The organism is Jannaschia sp. 2305UL9-9, assembly GCF_041403465.1.
Classification (GTDB): domain Bacteria; phylum Pseudomonadota; class Alphaproteobacteria; order Rhodobacterales; family Rhodobacteraceae; genus Jannaschia.
Genome location: NZ_JBGEHM010000001.1, coordinates 623615 through 641173, shown reverse-complemented (window position 1 = coordinate 641173; position 17559 = coordinate 623615). Strand labels below are relative to the sequence as shown.

General features: G+C 63.9%; 19 protein-coding genes. 17 read left to right on the top strand and 2 right to left on the bottom strand.

What is annotated here, in order from left to right:
* Positions 1–98 precede the first annotated feature (98 nt).
* From V6N07_RS03180 to phoB, 17 genes are all read left to right on the top strand, one after another.
* Positions 99–959: a hypothetical protein gene (locus V6N07_RS03180; protein ID WP_371153989.1), complete on the top strand. Its 861-nt coding sequence runs from the start codon at positions 99–101 to the stop codon at positions 957–959.
* 219 nt (positions 960–1178) lie between these two features.
* Positions 1179–1889 carry a 50S ribosomal protein L21 gene (locus tag V6N07_RS03175; protein WP_371153988.1) on the top strand — a complete coding sequence of 237 codons (711 nt, stop codon included), beginning with the start codon at positions 1179–1181 and terminating at the stop codon, positions 1887–1889.
* 6 nt (positions 1890–1895) lie between these two features.
* Positions 1896–2165 (top strand): 50S ribosomal protein L27, encoded by a 270-nt coding sequence (gene rpmA, locus V6N07_RS03170; protein ID WP_371153986.1) that lies wholly within the window; start codon positions 1896–1898, stop codon positions 2163–2165.
* An 80-nt stretch (positions 2166–2245) separates the two neighbouring features.
* The gene (locus V6N07_RS03165; RefSeq protein WP_371153984.1) at positions 2246–2470 is read left to right on the top strand and encodes a hypothetical protein; all 225 of its coding nucleotides are present in this window, start codon (positions 2246–2248) and stop codon (positions 2468–2470) included.
* The gene (locus V6N07_RS03160) at positions 2467–3069 is read left to right on the top strand and encodes a LysE family translocator (RefSeq protein WP_371153983.1); all 603 of its coding nucleotides are present in this window, start codon (positions 2467–2469) and stop codon (positions 3067–3069) included. Before V6N07_RS03165 ends, V6N07_RS03160 begins: the two co-directional genes overlap by 4 nt.
* Positions 3066–3632 (top strand): GNAT family N-acetyltransferase, encoded by a 567-nt coding sequence (locus tag V6N07_RS03155; RefSeq protein WP_371153982.1) that lies wholly within the window; start codon positions 3066–3068, stop codon positions 3630–3632. The genes V6N07_RS03160 and V6N07_RS03155 overlap by 4 nt, the downstream gene beginning before the upstream one ends.
* A gap of 32 nt (positions 3633–3664) precedes the next feature.
* On the top strand, positions 3665–4705 hold the full coding sequence (obgE, locus tag V6N07_RS03150; protein WP_371153981.1) for a GTPase ObgE: 1041 nt from the start codon (positions 3665–3667) through the stop codon (positions 4703–4705).
* Entirely contained in the window at positions 4690–5799 is a 1110-nt protein-coding gene (gene proB / locus V6N07_RS03145; protein ID WP_371153980.1) for a glutamate 5-kinase, read from the top strand. Before obgE ends, proB begins: the two co-directional genes overlap by 16 nt.
* Complete coding sequence (locus V6N07_RS03140; protein WP_371153979.1) at positions 5799–7058, top strand: glutamate-5-semialdehyde dehydrogenase; 1260 nt, start codon at positions 5799–5801, stop codon at positions 7056–7058. The genes proB and V6N07_RS03140 overlap by 1 nt, the downstream gene beginning before the upstream one ends.
* 24 nt (positions 7059–7082) lie before the next feature.
* Positions 7083–8267 carry a PLP-dependent aspartate aminotransferase family protein gene (locus tag V6N07_RS03135; RefSeq protein ID WP_371153978.1) on the top strand — a complete coding sequence of 395 codons (1185 nt, stop codon included), beginning with the start codon at positions 7083–7085 and terminating at the stop codon, positions 8265–8267.
* A gap of 26 nt (positions 8268–8293) precedes the next feature.
* Positions 8294–9382, top strand: coding sequence for an ATP-binding protein (locus tag V6N07_RS03130; RefSeq protein WP_371153977.1), 1089 nt, complete (start codon positions 8294–8296; stop codon positions 9380–9382).
* 106 nt (positions 9383–9488) lie between these two features.
* A complete protein-coding gene (locus tag V6N07_RS03125) occupies positions 9489–10529 on the top strand; it encodes a PstS family phosphate ABC transporter substrate-binding protein (RefSeq protein ID WP_371153976.1) in 1041 nt (346 codons plus the stop codon).
* Positions 10530–10625: 96 nt separating this feature from the next.
* Entirely contained in the window at positions 10626–12095 is a 1470-nt protein-coding gene (pstC, locus tag V6N07_RS03120; RefSeq protein ID WP_371153975.1) for a phosphate ABC transporter permease subunit PstC, read from the top strand.
* Positions 12092–13444: a phosphate ABC transporter permease PstA gene (pstA, locus tag V6N07_RS03115; protein WP_371153973.1), complete on the top strand. Its 1353-nt coding sequence runs from the start codon at positions 12092–12094 to the stop codon at positions 13442–13444. Before pstC ends, pstA begins: the two co-directional genes overlap by 4 nt.
* 9 nt (positions 13445–13453) lie before the next feature.
* A complete protein-coding gene (gene pstB, locus V6N07_RS03110) occupies positions 13454–14251 on the top strand; it encodes a phosphate ABC transporter ATP-binding protein PstB (protein WP_371153972.1) in 798 nt (265 codons plus the stop codon).
* A gap of 10 nt (positions 14252–14261) precedes the next feature.
* A complete protein-coding gene (gene phoU, locus V6N07_RS03105) occupies positions 14262–14981 on the top strand; it encodes a phosphate signaling complex protein PhoU (protein WP_371153971.1) in 720 nt (239 codons plus the stop codon).
* Between the two features lies 1 nt (position 14982).
* Positions 14983–15672 carry a phosphate regulon transcriptional regulator PhoB gene (phoB, locus tag V6N07_RS03100; protein ID WP_371153970.1) on the top strand — a complete coding sequence of 230 codons (690 nt, stop codon included), beginning with the start codon at positions 14983–14985 and terminating at the stop codon, positions 15670–15672.
* On the opposite strand, the gene choV is transcribed toward phoB, so the two are convergent.
* Both choV and choW read right to left on the bottom strand, forming a co-directional pair.
* Positions 15657–16706 (bottom strand): choline ABC transporter ATP-binding protein, encoded by a 1050-nt coding sequence (gene choV / locus V6N07_RS03095; RefSeq protein WP_371153968.1) that lies wholly within the window; start codon positions 16704–16706, stop codon positions 15657–15659. The two genes, phoB and choV, sit on opposite strands and share 16 nt — an antisense overlap.
* The gene (choW, locus tag V6N07_RS03090; protein WP_371153966.1) at positions 16703–17539 is read right to left on the bottom strand and encodes a choline ABC transporter permease subunit; all 837 of its coding nucleotides are present in this window, start codon (positions 17537–17539) and stop codon (positions 16703–16705) included. Before choW ends, choV begins: the two co-directional genes overlap by 4 nt.
* Positions 17540–17559: the final 20 nt, after the last annotated feature.

Sequence of the window (17559 nt, the reverse complement as noted above, 5' to 3'; positions counted from 1 at the left end):
CCGATTTCATCACCTGCTTACCAAAAATGCGGACGGGCCCTTCTCAAACCGGATTTCAATTGTTCTTTGTGGGGGCACAAAATAACAGGAGCAGCCCCATGACCAGAACCGCAAGACTTGCTGCCATGACCTTTGCTGTTGCGCTCGGCTTCGGGCAGGGGGCGCAGGCAGAGGGGGGCGCGCCGACCGGGACGGCATCGATCCCGTCGCACCAGACGCTTGCCGAGATGGTCCATATCGGCCCCCTGATGCAGGTGGTCGCGACAGAAGGGGCGCGTCACGGTCGATCGCTGGAGGGGCAGCTGTTTCCGGGCAAGGGCGGGGCCGACTGGGATCGGACGGTGGCCCGCATCCAAAGCCCCGCACGGTTGGAACACCTCGTGCGTGAAAGCCTGAACACCATGCTGCGCGAGGATGACAGGACGGCCGCGCGCGCGTTCTTCGAGAGCAAGCTGGGCCAACGCATCGCCGCGCGGGAGGTCGATGCCCGTCGGGCAATGCTGGATCAGGATGTCGAGGGTGGCGCGCGACTCGCCTCGACTGCCCTGCACGATCAGCTGACCCCCCGGGCCGTCCTGATCGAGGATCTGATCGAAGGACTGGATCTGTTGTCGGCGAACGTCTCGGGCGGGCTGAACGCCAACCTCGCCTTTTACCGGGGTCTGCTCGACGGCGGCGCGATGAGCGATGACATGGACGAGGCGGGGCTTCTTTCGCTGGTCCTGTCGCAGGAAGACGACATTCGCGCGGCAACCCAGACATGGTTGCGGGCCTATATGATGCTGGCCTATGCGCCTTTGTCGGATGACGAACTCGGCGCCTATCTGGCATTCGGTCAGACGGATGCAGGCCGGCGGTTCAATGCGGCCATGTTCGAAGGGTTCGGCCGCGTGTTCGAGGCGACGTCCTACGATCTGGGGCGCGAAGCTGCGCGGATCATGGTGCGCACAGACATCTGAGGCGGCGAAAACCGATACCGGCGGGCCGCTTGACTTGTGCGGGCGTCCCTGAAATACGCCGCCGCAGGACGCGTAAACCTGCGCGGGCCTATCTTTTCGAGTCGCCAGCCGGCGACGTAACATAGCCCCTCATATGGGCCGCTGTCCGAGGTGACCCGTCAGGGTCGCAAACGCCCCGACCGGGGGACCGCAGGATGCGACAGATCAAGGAGAGAGCGGATGTTTGCCGTTCTGAAGACCGGAGGCAAGCAGTACCGGGTCGCCACAGGTGACGTGCTGCGTGTCGAAAAGCTGGCTTGCGAAGCTGGTGAGAAAATCCAATTCAACGACGTGCTGATGCTGGGTGGCGATAGTGTCACGATCGGCGCACCGACCGTTGATGGGGCCGCCGTGCAGGCCGACGTGATCGATCAGATCAAGGGTGAGAAGCTCATCCACTTCGTCAAGCGTCGTCGTAAGCACTCGTCCAAGCGCACCAAGGGCCACCGTCAGAAGCTGACGCTGATCCGCGTGACCGACATCCTTGCATCCGGCGCCGACGCGACCGGTGTGAAGGCTGCCGTGGGTGCGGGCTCCGTGTCCTCTGCTGCTGTCGAGGTCGCCCCCAAGAAGGCATCGGCCAAGAAGAAGGCCGCTCCTGCGCAGGCGGCGGACAACGCTGCATCCGGGGCCGAGCTTGCCGGTTCCAAGCCGAGCAACCTGATGAAGGAAGCGCGCGAGGGCGGTGCCGACGATCTGAAGCGGATCTCGGGTGTCGGTCCCAAGCTTGAAGGCACGCTGCACGAGATCGGTGTCTTCCATTTCGACCAGATCGCCGCTTGGGGTCCGGAAGAAATCGCCTATATGGATGACAAGCTGTCGTTCAAAGGTCGCATCGACCGCGACAACTGGATCGAACAGGCGGCCACGTTCGCCGCTGAAAAGGAGTAAGGACAAATGGCACACAAAAAAGCCGGTGGCTCCTCTCGTAACGGCCGCGACTCTGCTGGTCGCCGCCTTGGCGTGAAACTCTACGGCGGTCAGGCCGCTATCCCGGGCAACATCATCGTGCGTCAGCGCGGCAACAAGTGGTGGCCGGGTGAAGGCGTTGGTCAGGGCAAGGATCACACCATCTTTGCAACCGCCGAAGGCGCCGTGACGTTCCGCAAGGGTTTCAAGGGTCGCACCTATATTTCCGTTCTCCCCGTGGCCGAGGCTGCGGAGTAAGCCGGACCCGAATAGGTTTGAAATCTTAGGGGACCGGTGCAAGCCGGTCCCCTTTCTCGTTCTTTCGCCCGGAGTCCGCCATGACGGATGCGGCCCTTTTCCCGGATCATTGGTCCCCGCGCGCCCTGTCGGGGGTTATCGCGGCGCGCCTTGCCGGAAGCGGTGAGGAACCGCGGGCCCGTGGCTGGACAGGCTCCGCGCCGGCGCGATCGCGCGACGGGGGTTTGCCCTTGGGCGTGATGGGGCAGGCGGGCCACATGCGTGATCGCAAAAAGGCCTTCACCAACAGCGCAGGTGCCGCATGAGCGTCGCTGTCCTGTCCTTTGCGATCTTTGCCGCCAGTCAGGTCGGCACGCCCGGTCCGGCCAACATGGCCTTGATGGCCACGGGCGCGCGCTTTGGCTTTCGGGCGGCCCTGCCGTTCGTGGCGGGCGTCGCCCTTGGCAAGCAACTCATCATCTGGCCCATCGGGTTCGGCCTGATGGAGTTGGCGGCCCGCGCGCCGGTCCTGTTCGAGGCGCTGAAATGGGCGTCTGCGGCCTACATCATCTTCCTTGCATGGAAGGTGGCGAACCTGCGGTTGGGCGACGGCGGAACGGCAAAGGCACCCGGCTTTGCCGCGGGCCTTATCGTGCACCCGTTGAATCCCAAGGCTTGGGCCATGATCACCGGCGGGTTTACCGCCTTCGTCACCCCCGGAACGCCGTCGTTGGAGGCGACGGCGACCATTGCGGCCGTGCTGCTGGCTTGCCAGTTGCTGATGCACCCGCTCTGGACCTGGGGAGGGAGCCTCGTGGCGCGCACCCTGCGTGGCAAGCCCGGGGAACGTTATCTGATGTGGACATTGGCGGCTTTGACCGTTGCCAGCGTCCTGTTCGTGCTGTTCGGAGGAGGAACGACATGACACCACAATCTGCACCCTTTCGGTCGGATCAGGTCGGGACGTCCGGCCAGATGATCGTGCGCAGCGATCGCCTTGTCCTGCGTCCTCTGCGGCGCTCGGACATGGGGCTTATCGAACAATACGCGGGCACCAGGCAGGTCGCCGAGATGACGACGTCCATCCCCCATCCGCTGCCCCCCGGGGCAACGGATGCGTTCGTCACCCGCTGCCTCAAGGCGGCGCCGGACGAAACCGTCTGGGCGCTGGATGCCGGTTCGGCAGGTCTGGGCGAACTCGTGGGCCTGATGAGCCTCGATCAGATGGATCGTGGGCAGGCCGAGATCGGATACTGGGTCGCACCGGTCGCCTGGAACACGGGCCTCGCGACCGAGGCGCTGCGCGCCCTGATGCAGGCGAATCCCATGAAGAACAGCCATGTGTTCGGCAAGGTATTTCAGGACAATCCCGCCTCGGCACGCGTTCTGACCAATGCGGGCTTCGATTATATCGGCGATGCAGAGGCATATTGCATCGCGCGCGGTGCCATTGTTCCGCAATGGACGTATATCCGGCAGATGGCTTGAGGCTGCGCCTCTGCGGGCGTAAGGGCTGACCTATGAAATTTCTCGATCTAGCCAAAGTATACATCCGCTCCGGCGGCGGTGGGTCCGGTGCGGTATCGTTCCGGCGCGAAAAGTACATCGAATACGGTGGACCCGACGGCGGTGATGGCGGGCGGGGCGGCGATGTCATCGTCGAGACGGTCGAGGGCCTGAACACCCTCATCGACTTCCGCTACCAGCAGCACTTCTTCGCCAAGTCGGGGCAGGGCGGCATGGGCAAGCAGCGCACCGGCAAGGACGGCGAAGGCATCCTGTTGCGCGTGCCCGTCGGCACCGAGATCCTCGACGAGGATGAGGAGACCGTGATCGCCGACATGACCGAGGTCGGTCAGCGTCTCGTCCTTGCCAAGGGCGGAAACGGCGGATTCGGGAACCTGCACTTCAAGTCCGCCACCAACCAGGCACCGCGCCGCGCCAATCCCGGTCAGCCGGGCGTCGAGCGGACGATCTGGCTGCGCCTGAAGCTGATCGCGGATGTCGGTCTGCTGGGTCTGCCCAACGCGGGCAAGTCCACGTTTCTTGCCGCCACATCCAATGCGCGTCCCAAGATCGCGGATTATCCGTTCACGACACTGGTGCCGAACCTTGGTGTGGTTGCCGTCGACGGGGTGGAATTCGTGGTCGCCGACATTCCCGGTCTGATCGAGGGCGCCCACGAGGGGCGCGGGATCGGGGATCGGTTCCTCGGGCATGTGGAACGCTCGGGGGCTTTGCTGCATCTGGTCGATGGCACATCGTCAGATGTTGTCGAAGATTACCGCACGATCGTGACCGAGTTGGAGATGTATGGCGGTGGCCTCGTGGACAAGCCGCGCCTGACCGTCCTCAACAAGACGGACGCCCTCTCGCAGGAAGATCTGGAGGAGCGCCGCGCGGCCTTGTCCGAGGCCGCGGGAACGGAGGTGATGTCCATGTCCGGCGTGTCGGGCGATGGCGTGACCGAGGTGCTGCGTGCCCTTCGTATGCTGATCAAGAAGGAAGCGGCGGACGTCGAGACGACGTCGTCGTCGGATGAGCCGTGGTCGCCCGTGTAAGCCTGACAACGGCGCAACGGATCGTCGTCAAGATCGGGTCCGCCCTTCTGGTCGAATCCGGCACCGGGAAGGTCCGGTCCCATTGGTTGCATGGCCTCGCTCAGGATGTGGCCGATTTGCGGGCGCGGGGATGCGACGTGATCCTCGTGTCATCCGGGTCGATCGCTCTGGGGCGCAGTGTTCTGTCGCTACGACCGCCGCTCTCGCTGGAGCAGAGCCAGGCGGCCGCGGCTGTCGGACAGATCCGTCTCGCCGCCGCCTATGACAGCGTGTTGGCGCCCTTGGGCGTCACGACGGCGCAGGTCCTGCTGACACTGGACGATAGCGAGGATCGCCGCCGCTATCTCAACATGCGATCCACCTTCGAGATGCTTCTGGGCCTCGGCGTCGTGCCGGTCGTCAACGAAAACGACACCATCGCAACCGACGAGATCCGGTTCGGCGACAACGACAGGCTTGCCGCGCAGGTGGCCGCCATGGCTGGCGCTGATGCCTGTGTCCTGCTGTCAGATGTTGACGGGCTTTATACGGCCAATCCCAACACGGATCCCACCGCCCGACACCTGCCCGAGGTGCCGGAGATTACCGCCGAGATCGAGGCGATGGCGGGCGAGGGCGTATCCGGCCTGTCCAAGGGGGGCATGATTACCAAGGTGATGGCCGCCCGCCGCGCGACCGAGGCGGGCTGTGCCCTTGCCATCACATTGGGCGGGGATCGTCCGCTGAGCGCGCTGGCTGATGGCGCGCGGGCGACGTGGTTTCTGGCCAAGGACGATCCGCAGACGGCGCGCAAGCGTTGGATCGGGTCGATGAAGCCGCGCGGGACGATCGCGGTCGACAGCGGGGCCGCCAAGGCCCTGCGCGACGGCAAGTCCCTGTTGCCGGCCGGCGTCACATTCGTTGGCGGCGGCTTCGGGCGGGGCGAGCCGGTGACCATCGAGGGCCCGGACGGCCATGCCATGGGGCAGGGCCTGATCCGCTACACCGGCGACGAAGCGCGGCAGATCAAGGGGTTGCGATCTGGCGACATAGAGACGACCCTCGGCTATCCGGGACGGGCAGCCTTAATCCACAGGGACGACATGGTGATCTGATGAAAGATGCAGCAGACGATATTCCGGCAGTGATGAAACGGATCGGCGACGCCGCGCGCGCCGCCTCCGCAGAGCTTGGCTATGCCTCGCCAGAGGCCAAGTCGAAGGCTTTGATGACCGCAGCCGATGTCCTGTGGGCCAACCGTGACGAGGTTCTGTCCGCCAATGCCGCCGACATGGACTTTGGCCGCAAGAAGGGCCTGTCCCCCGCAATGCTGGATCGTCTGTTGCTGGACGAGGGGCGCATCCGGTCGATCTGCGACAGCCTGCGGGCGATTGCGGATCAGGATGATCCGGTCGGACGTGTGCTGGCGGAATGGGAGCGTCCGAACGGCCTGACCATTCAACGGGTTGCCACGCCGCTGGGCGTGATCGGCGTGATCTACGAAAGCCGCCCGAATGTGACCGCCGATGCCGGGGCGCTGTGCCTGAAGGCGGGCAATGCGGTCATCCTGCGCGGTGGTTCGGAGTCGTTTCATTCATCGCAAGCGATTCACGCCGCAATGGTGGCAGGGCTGAAGGCCGCCGATTTGCCCGAAGCGGCCATCCAGTTGGTGCCGACGCGCGACCGCGCCGCCGTAACCGCAATGCTGACGGCGATCGACCATATCGACGTGATCGTTCCGCGTGGTGGCAAGGGGCTTGTCGGTCTCGTTCAGCGCGAGGCACGCGTTCCCGTATTCGCGCATCTGGAGGGGATCGTTCACATCTATGTCGATGCCTCGGCCGACCCAGACATAGCACGCGAGGTCATCCTGAACGCCAAGACCCGCCGCACGGGTATCTGCGGCAGCGCCGAATGTCTTCTGATTCATCGCGATGTGGCCGAAACCATCGGACAGGACGTGCTGAACACCCTGATGCAGGCCGGTGTCGAGGTTCGCGCGGGATCCGGCCTTGCCGGGACTGTCGAGGCCACGGACGAGGATTGGGGGACGGAGTTCCTCGACATGAAGATCGCGGCAAAAGTCGTTGATAACGTTGACGAGGCGATTGCGCATATTCGACGGTACGGGTCAAATCACACCGATTGCATCTTGGCCGAGGATGCCGCCCCGGTTGCGCGCTTCTTCGAGCGACTGGATAGCGCGATCCTGATGCACAATGCCTCCACGCAGTTCGCCGACGGCGGAGAGTTCGGGATGGGCGCGGAGATCGGCATCGCGACCGGCAAGATGCACGCCCGCGGGCCCGTCGGTGCCGAGCAACTGACCAGCTTCAAGTACCTGGTTCGCGCCGACGGCGCGATCCGTTCCTGATCAGATAATTACGAGGCGACGTTGATGTCCGACTCCCCGAATCTCGTGCGCCGCACGCCGTTTCCATCCTCGGTCAGCCGCGCCGTCGCGACGCCTCTGCAACCCTCTGTCGTCTACAGCTCGCCCGATCCGGATGCGCTGGACGATCAGTACGAGGGCCGGGCGAAGGGCTATACCTACGGGCGCGAGGGGCATCCGAATGCCGATGTTCTGGCGCAGATGATCGACCGGATGGAGGGTGGCGAAGGTGGGATCATCACCGGGTCCGGCATGTCGGCTGTCACGGCAACCATTCTGGGGCTGCTTGGGCAGGGCGATCACATCGTTGGCGGCAATCAGCTTTACGGCCGCAGCCTGCGGATGATGGCGCAGGACCTGCCGAAATGGGGCATCACGTCAACACTGGCCGATCCGACCGACATCAATGCAATGGCCGCCGCGATCACGCCGGCCACGCGCATGATCCTGATCGAGGTGGTGTCGAACCCGACCCTGCGCATCGCGGATATGGAGGGGATCGAAGCACTTGCCCGCGATCGCGGCCTGATCCTCGTGGTCGACAACACGTTTACCACGCCCTACGGCTTTCCCGCCTATGCGCGGGGCGCCGACGTCGTCATCCATTCGGTGACCAAGCTGTTGGCGGGGCACAGCGATGTCACGCTGGGCTATGTGCTGGCCCGCGACGCAGGTCAGCGCAAGGCGATCTATGATACGGTGGTCACGCTTGGCCTGACGCCCAGCCCATGGGATTGCTGGATGGCGGAACGGGGGCTCTATACCTTCGACATGCGGTTCGAGCGGGCGCAGGCCAATGCCGCCGCGCTGGCGGACATGATCGCCGAGCATCCGGCGGTCGAGATGGTGCTATATCCCGGACGACGCGATCACCCGGACCACAATCGCGCGGCGACCTTGTTGGGCGACCGGCCCGGCAACATGCTGTCGTTTCGGCTTCGGGGCGGGCGCAATGCGGCGAACGCGTTGACCCGCGCAGCGCCAGAGGTCGCCTTTGCACCGACGTTGGGGGATGTCGGAACGACCCTGTCGCACCCCGCGTCGTCAAGCCACCGGGGCCTGACACCCGGAGGTCGCGCCGCACTGGGCATCACCGAAGGGTTTTTCCGCGTCTCTGTCGGCTGTGAACCCATAGAATTGTTACACCGTGACTTCAGCAAGGCCTTGGACGCGGTTTCCGCGCTCGGGTAGCCGAAACGATCTTGGGGGCGCATCGGATGGCAGGGAACGAAAGTCAGTCGACGCGCGACATCCAGATCCTTTCGGCGTTGGAAGAGCCCGCCCTGCTGCTGGATGCGAACGGACGGGTCTTTCATGCAAATGACGCGGCGCATGAATACTTCGGCGCGTGGATCGACGGGCAATCCTACGTCAGTGTCCTGCGTCAGCCGGATCTGCTGGCCCCGGTGGAATCGGCCTTCGCGCGAAAGGCCCATGGAACGGCGCGTTTCTCGCATTCGTCGGGCGCGGTCGAAACCCTGTTCGATGTGACGGTGTCGCCCCTGTCTTCGGGCAAGGGCCGGCCCTTCGTCCTTCTGGTCTTTCGCGATGTGTCGGCCCTGCGCAACGAGGAATCGATGCGCAGGGATTTCGTCGCCAACGTCAGTCACGAACTCAAGACGCCCCTGACGGCGATCATGGGATTCATCGAGACGCTGCAGGGACCGGCCCGACGCGACCCCAAGGCGCAGGCGCGGTTTCTGGGCCTGATGGCGCAGGAAACGGGGCGAATGAACCGGCTGGTGACGGATCTGCTGGCGCTCAGCCGGTTGGAGGGTCTGGCACGCCGCAAACCCACCGATGCCGTCGATCTGCGCGCCGTGATCGGTGCGGCGGTCGATGCGTTGCGCCCGATTGCGGACGGGGTTGGTGTCACGCTCCACATCGATGCGCCGGACAGCGCACTGGTGACCGGGGATCATGACCAGTTGGTACAGATTGCGGTCAATCTGATCGAGAACGGAATAAAATATGGTGCGCAGCCCGGCACGGTGACCGTCTGCCTGACACCCATCAAGCGGGAGCCCGTCCTGCGCAGTGCCGCATGGCGGTGCGAGGTGCGTGACAACGGCCCCGGTATTCCCCCCGAACATCTGCCGCGCCTGACCGAACGATTCTACCGGGTCGACACGGGTCGGTCCCGTGAACAGGGTGGCACGGGGCTTGGCCTGTCCATCGTCAAGCATATCGTGAATCGCCACCGTGGACGCCTGCGGATCGACAGCCGTGAAGGGCAGGGGACGGTAATGACCATCACGCTGCCCCGGCACGAAAAACAATCCGCGGATTCCGGTCGCCTGTCATAAAACCGTTACGTAGCTGTCACAAAAGCCCAGCACAGCGCCCCTAGTTGCGGCGACAAGTGGATGCCCAGGGGGGGTGTTCATGGTTTGACAGAGATCAGGAGTTACCATGTCTCTCAACAAGACCGCCGTTTCGGCACTGGCCATTGCCGCTGTTTCCGCCACCGCCGCAGTGGCCCAAAGCCGCGACAACGTGCAGGTTGCCGGTTCGTCCACCGTGCTGCCCTATGCCGCCATCGTGGCCGAGGCCTTTGGCGAAAACTTCGACTTCCCGACGCCCGTCGTCGAATCCGGTGGCTCCTCCGCTGGTCTGCGCCGCTTCTGTGAAGGTGTGGGCGAGAACACCATCGACATCGCCAACGCCTCCCGCGCGATCCGCTCGGGCGAGATCGAAGCCTGTGCCGCCAACGGCGTCGATGACATCATCGAAGTCCGCATCGGCTATGACGGCATCGTCTTCGCCTCGCAGCAGTCGGGCCCGGATTTCAGCGCGTTCACCCCTTCCGACCTGTTCAACGCCCTGGGCGCAAAGGTTCTGGTCGACGGAGAACTGGTCGACAACCCCCACACCCAGTGGTCGGACTTCAACGCCGATCTGCCTTCCGTCGACATCTCGGCCTTCATCCCCGGCACCAACCACGGCACCCGTGAAGTGTTCGAAGAGCAGGTCATCGCGGCCGGCTGCGAAGCCACCGGCGCATTCGAGGCCATGATGGCGGCCGGCATGTCCGAGGACGACGCCGAAGACGCCTGCCTCGACGTGCGGTCCGACGGTGTGTCGGTCGACATCACCGGCGACTACACCGAGACGCTGGCCCGCATCGACTCCAACCCCGATGGCATCGGCGTGTTCGGCCTGTCGTTCTACGAGAACAACACCGACGTCCTGAAGGTCGCGACGATGAACGGCGTCTCGCCGTCGACCGAGACCATCGCCTCGGGCGAGTACCCGGTTTCGCGTCCGCTGTACTTCTACATCAAGGGTGCCCACATCGGCGTCATCCCCGGCCTGAAGGAATACGCGTCCTTCTTCGTCAGCGACGACATCGCCGGCCCCTACGGCCCCCTCGCCGAGTATGGCCTGGTGTCCGACCCCGAGCTGGCCACCGTTCAGGCCAACATCGAGAACGAAGTCGACATGACCGAGTAAGATCCTTTCGGATCGACAACGTGGCGGGGCCTCCGGGTCCCGCCGCTGCCTTGGGTCCTGCGCGAGGGGCCCCTTCAATTCCGACGGAGCGCTATGATGAGTGTTTTCTGGCTGTTGGTCATCATCGGCGTGCTGGCAATGGTTGGCCTGGCCCTTGGTCGCCGCAAAGCCATCGCATCCGCCTCTGGCGATGCCCGCGATCTTCATTCCCTTCCTGCCTATTACGGTGTGAACGTTGCGCTTTTCGTGGCTGCCCCCGCCCTTTTGGTGATGGCGGCCTGGATGGTGTTGCAGCCCATGCTGGTCGAAAGCCGGGCGGCAGTGACGATTCCCGAAACCTCCTACAGCAGCGTGGGCGAACTTAGCCTGCTGATGGCCGATGTTCGCCGGGTGGCGAATGGCTTGAACGTGGCTGTCGAGCGCGGGATCATCTCGGCGGACGATGCGCGCAACATGGACGTCGATGCGACCAACGTCCGCGAGCAATTGGCCGACGTCGGTGTTGCCATCGGAACCGAGGTCGACGCCATCACCCTGACGGCCGCGCAACGATATCGGAACATCGACGCCCGCGGTGATGTGGCCATGACGATCGTCGTCCTGTTGCTGGCGGTCGGCGGGTTTGCCCTGACCTACATGCGGACGAACAAGGACTACCGCGCGCGCAACTCGGTCGAGACCGCGATCCTTGCCTTGCTGATCGCGGCCTCGACGATCGCGATCCTGACGACGGTGGGCATCATCCTGTCGATGCTGTTCGAGACTCTGAACTTCTTCGAGCAATACCCCGCGTCTGAGTTCTTCTTTTCGACAACCTGGAACCCCAGCTTCTCCGGCCGCGGCGGATCGTCCGAACTGGGTCTGCTGCCGCTTCTGTGGGGCACCCTGTATATCTCGCTGATCGCACTTCTGTTCGCTGTGCCGATCGGGTTGTTCTCCGCGATCTATCTGTCGGAATACGCCAACAAGCGGTTCCGCAGCATCGCCAAGCCACTGCTGGAGGTTCTGGCCGGTATCCCGACCATCGTCTACGGCCTGTTCGCCCTGATCACGGTCGGTCCGCTGTTGCGCGATGCGATCGCCTCGCCATTGGGCCTTGGCAACAACGCGTCTTCCGTCATGACAGCGGGCCTCGTGATGGGCATCATGCTGATCCCCTTCGTATCCTCGCTGTCGGACGACATCATCAACGCGGTGCCGCAAGCGATGCGCGACGGTTCCTACGGCCTGGGTGCCACGCAGTCCGAAACGATCCGCCAGGTCATCGTGCCGGCCGCCTTGCCGGGGATCGTCGGCGCAATCCTGCTGGCCGCATCCCGCGCCATCGGTGAGACGATGATTGTCGTCCTCGGGGCAGGGGCCGCGGCCAAGATCGATGTGAACCCGTTCGAGGCCATGACCACGGTCACGGTCAAGATCGTCAGCCAGCTGACCGGTGACACGGACTTTTCGTCGCCTGAAACGCTGGTCGCCTTCGCCCTTGGCCTGACCCTCTTCGTCATCACGCTGGGACTGAACGTCCTCGCCCTCTTTATCGTCCGCCGCTACCGGGAGCAGTACGAATGACCGACGCGACAGCCGAGACCCCGCGCGAGGGGCCGAGTGTTGGCTCCTTGATGCGGGCCGACGCGCATACTTCGAAACGAAATGCACGTGAGAAGCGGTTCCGCATGTACGGCCTGATCGCGGTATGCAGCGGCATTCTGATGTTGCTCCTGCTGATGAGTTCGATCCTGACGGCGGGACTGGGCGCGTTCTTCCAGACGACGATCGAGATCGAGGTCACGCTGGATGCAGATCGCCTCGACCCTGTCGGCAACCGCGACCGGGCCGACATGTCCAAGGTCACCACGTTCGGTTACGCGCCCCTGCTGCGGGACGGCCTGGCCGAAACCGTCGCACGGGCCGGGATCGAGACGGAGCTTTCGGGCCGCGACATCGCCGACCTCGTCTCCGACGAAAGCGTCGCGCAGCTGCGCAGCTACGTCCTCGATAACCCGCAACTCCTTGGTCAGACGGTCCCGGTCGAGGTTCTGGCCAGCGGACGGATCGACGGCTTTTTCAAGGGCCGCGTGACCTATGAAACCGCCGAGCTGGACAAGAACATCTCACCCGCCCAGCTACGGCTTGCCGAAGCGCTGGAGGAGGCGGACCTGCTGGAAACCGGGTTCAACTGGAACTTTATCACCTGGCCCGATGCCTCGACCACCCGGCCCGAGGCCGCGGGCCTTGGCGTCGCGATCCTGGGCAGCTTTTACATGATGCTGATCGTGCTGGTCCTCGCCCTGCCAATCGGTGTGGCCGCGTCGATCTACCTTGAAGAATTCGCGCCGAAGAACAAGCTGACGGACCTGATCGAGGTCAATATCTCGAACCTCGCCGCCGTGCCGTCCATCGTGTTCGGCATCCTCGGCCTGGCCATCTTTATCAACTTCGCAGGTCTGCCACAGTCGGCGCCGATCGTGGGGGGGCTCGTGCTGACGTTGATGACACTGCCGACGATCATCATCGCCACGCGCGCCTCGCTCAAATCCGTGCCACCGTCGATCCGGGATGCGGCGCTTGGCCTTGGCGCGTCCAAGATGCAGTCGGTGTTCCACCATGTTCTGCCGCTGGCCATGCCGGGCATCCTGACGGGCACGATCCTCGGGCTTGCACAGGCCCTGGGCGAGACCGCGCCGCTCCTTCTGATCGGTATGGTGGCCTTCGTGCGCGAATATCCCGATGCCCCGTGGGAGGGTGGCCTGTTCGACCCGGCCACGGCCCTTCCGGTGCAGGTCTACAACTTCACCCAGCGGTCGGACCCCGCTTTCGTCGAGCGAGCCTCCGGTGCGATCATCGTGCTGCTGGTCTTCCTCCTCGTCATGAACCTCGCGGCCATCTATCTTCGCCGCAAATTCGAACGCCGCTGGTAGGGGGGCGACATGAACGACATGCGATTTACGGAGAGAGCCGTGGACAACCAAGAGACCAAGATCACCGCAAAAGGCGTGCAGGTCTATTACGGCGACACCCATGCAATCAAGGACGTCGACGTCGAGATCGCGGACCGGACGGTCACCGCCTTCATCGGGCCTTCGGGTTGCGGCAAGTCGACGTTCCTGCGCTGTATCAACCGGATGAACGATACCATTTCGGCCGCGCGGGTCGAGGGCGACATCCGCATCGACGGTGAGGACATCTATGACAAGCGCGTCGACCCGGTGCAGCTGCGTGCCAAGGTCGGGATGGTGTTCCAGAAACCGAACCCGTTCCCCAAGTCGATCTACGACAATGTCGCCTATGGCCCCCGGATCCACGGCCTGTCGACGGACAAGGCCGACCTCGACAACATCGTCGAAAGCGCGCTGCGCCGGGCGGCCCTTTGGGACGAAGCCAAGGATCGCCTGAACCAGCCGGGCACCGGCCTTTCGGGTGGTCAGCAACAGCGCCTGTGCATCGCGCGCGCCGTCGCGACCTCGCCCGAGGTTCTTCTGATGGATGAACCCTGCTCGGCCCTCGACCCGATCGCCACGGCACAGGTCGAGGAACTGATCGACGAATTGCGGCAAAGCTACTCGGTCGTGATCGTCACGCACTCCATGCAGCAGGCCGCACGGGTGTCCCAACGCACGGCATTCTTCCACCTGGGGCATCTGGTGGAATACGGCGAGACCGGCAAGATCTTCACCTCGCCCGAGGATCCCCGGACCGAAAGCTATATTTCCGGCCGTATCGGCTGAGGAGGATATCATGATCCAGTCCAACCATATCGTCACGGGCTTCGACCGTGATCTGGAGGCGATCCAGGCGCTTATCATGAAGATGGGCGGTCAGGTCGAGGATTCCATCGGCAAGGCGACGATCGCCTTGATCGAGGGGGATGCCGAACTGGCGCAGGCCATCCGACGCGGCGACAAGGCGATCGACGCCCTTGAGGTTCAGGTCAACGAGGAAGCCGCCCGCATCATCGCGCTGCGCCAGCCGACCGCCACGGACCTGCGCACCGTTCTGTCCGTGTTCCGCATTTCCGCCGCGTTGGAGCGGATCGGCGATTATTCCAAGAACATGGCCAAGCGCACCGAGATCCTGATGGAGCTGCACCCGGTAGAGGGTGCGACGGCCTCGCTCCGGCGGATGTCCAAATCCGTGCAACTCATGCTGAAGGATGCGCTGGACGCCTATATTCAGCGCGACTCCGACCTCGCCGCCGATGTCCGCGCGCGGGACGAGGAAGTGGACCAGATGTATAACGGCCTGTTCCGTGAATACCTGACCCACATGATGGAAGACCCGCGCAACATCACGGCCTGCATGCACCTGCATTTCATGGCCAAGAACATCGAACGGATGGGGGATCTGGTGACCAACATCGCCGAGCAGGTCATCTACCTCGTGGACGGCGAAATCCCCGACGATGATCGCAACAAGGCCGACCTCACAAGCTCGACCAAAGGTGGTCAGGTAGGCTGACATGGGCAATCAACCCGCCGTTCTGGTGGTAGAGGACGAGGCACCGCAACGCGAAGTCCTCGTCTACAACCTCGAAGCCGAAGGATACCTTGTCCAACAGGCCACGTCAGGCGATGCGGCGCTGGAACTGGCGCGGGAAGACGCGCCCGACCTGATCCTGCTCGACTGGATGTTGCCCGAAGTGTCCGGGATCGAAGTCTGCCGGCAGTTGAAGTCGCGCGCCGAGACTCGTGCCATCCCGGTCATCATGTTGTCCGCGCGGTCGGAGGAAGTCGACCGCGTTCGCGGGCTGGAAACCGGCGCCGACGACTATATCGTCAAGCCGTATTCGGTCGTCGAACTGATGGCACGTATTCGCACGCAACTGCGCCGTGTCCGCCCGGCATCCGTCGGGGAGCTGCTGGAGTTCGACGATATCTCGGTCAATACCGAAGAGCATCGTGTCTTCCGTCATGGCAACGAGCTCCACCTAGGGCCCACGGAATTCCGCCTCCTGACGACCTTCATGGAACGTCCGGGCCGTGTCTGGTCGCGCGATCAACTGCTCGACCGGGTGTGGGGCCGCGACATCTATGTCGACAGCCGCACGGTCGACGTCCACGTCGGTCGCCTTCGCAAGGCCCTTCGAAACGCCAGCGGGTCGGATGATCCGATCCGCACGGTGCGCGGCGCGGGTTATGCCTTGGGGTGATCCCCTTCGCTGCGCTGCGTCAAGCGGCGCAGCACGTCGTCCTGTGCAATGACGCCACGGGCCTGACCATCCTGCATGACGGTGACCGGGCCATCCGCCTTCAGAAGGGCTGTCATCACGTCTTCCAGCGGGGTGTCATGCGCGAGGGCCTCTGCCGGCATCGTGGCGGGTAAGGGCGTCGAGGCCATGACGTCCTCGGCCGTCAGGACCGACAGCGGGTTCATATGCGCCACGAAATCCGCGACGTAGTCGCTGGCCGGGTTAGCGATGATTTCCTGCGGGGTCCCGCATTGCACGATGCGACCGCCATCCATGATCGCAATCCGGTTGCCGATCTTGAATGCCTCATCAAGGTCGTGACTGACGAAGATGATCGTGCGTTTCAGACTTGCCTGAAGGGCCAGCAGCTCATCCTGCAGGCGTGCGCGGATCAACGGGTCGAGGGCCGAGAAAGGCTCATCCATCAGCAGGATAGGGGCTTCGGTCACGAAGGCGCGGGCCAGTCCGACACGCTGTTGCATGCCGCCCGACAACTCCTGCACCTTGCGGTCGGCCCAATCGGACAATCCGACCAGCGCCAGCTGCTCATCCACGCGCCGTGCGATGTCGGCGGCCCCGATGTTGGCCAGTTCGAGGCCCAGCCCGACGTTGTCGCGGACGCTGCGCCAAGGCAGCAGGCCGAATTGCTGAAACACCATCGACACGCATTCGCGGCGCAGCCGCCGCAGGTCCGTGGCGGAACAGCCGGGCAGGGTGCAGGACCAGTTTCCGTCGCTGACGGTCACGGATCCGCGCACGATCGGGTTCAACCCGTTGACGGCGCGCAGGAGTGTGGACTTGCCGGACCCCGAAAGCCCCATAAGGACAAGGATCTCACCTTCGTCCACGGCAAGGCTGCAATCGTGGACGCCCAGGACCTGACCGGTCCGGGTCTGTATCTCGGCCCGGTCCTGCATGTCATCCATCAGGGGCAGGGCGGTCTGTGGCCTGTCACCGAACACGATGGACACGGCGTCGAAGGTTACCGCGGTCATTTTGCGCCTCCTCGGCCCAGCATGCGGTCCAGCATGATCGCGACGACCACGATGACAAAGCCGCTTTCGAACCCCAGCGATGTGTTCACCTGGTTCAGGGCCCGCACCACCGGCACGCCAAGCCCATCTGCGCCGACCAGCGCGGCGATCACCACCATGGACAGCGACAACATGATGGTCTGTGTCAGGCCGACCATGATCTGCGGCAGGGCGTAGGGCAGTTCCACCTTCCACAGGACCTGGCCGGGCGTGGCCCCGAAGGCGCGGGCGGCCTCCAGCAAGGGCGTGGGGGTCGAGGATACACCCAGACAGGTCAGCCGGATCGGCGCCGGCAGGACGAAGATCACCGTCGCAATCAGGCCGGGCACCATGCCGATGCCGAAAAAGACGATCGCGGGGATCAGGTAGACGAAGGTCGGAAGGGTCTGCATCAAGTCCAGCACCGGACGCATTGCGGCGTAAAGGCGCGGCCGATGGGCCGCCGCAATCCCGATAGGCACGCCGATCGCCATGCAGACGACGCAAGCGGACAGGACAAGCGTCAGGCTTTCGGTCGTTTCCTCCCAGTAGCCCTGGTTCACGACGAACAGAAACCCAAGCGCCACGAACAGGCAGGTTTTCCAGTTACGGTTCAGAACCCACGTCAGGGCGACGAAGGCCGCAATGACCAGCAATGGGTGCGGTGTTTGCAGCACCCAGAGGATCGCGTCGATCATGGCCTCCATGAACACCGCGATCGCGTCGAAGCCCCAGGCGAAATTCGCCTGAAGCCAATCGAACCCGGCCGCGGCAATCTTGCCGACGGGGATCTTCGTATCGGTAAGCCAGTCCATTCAGGGGCAGGGGGCGGACA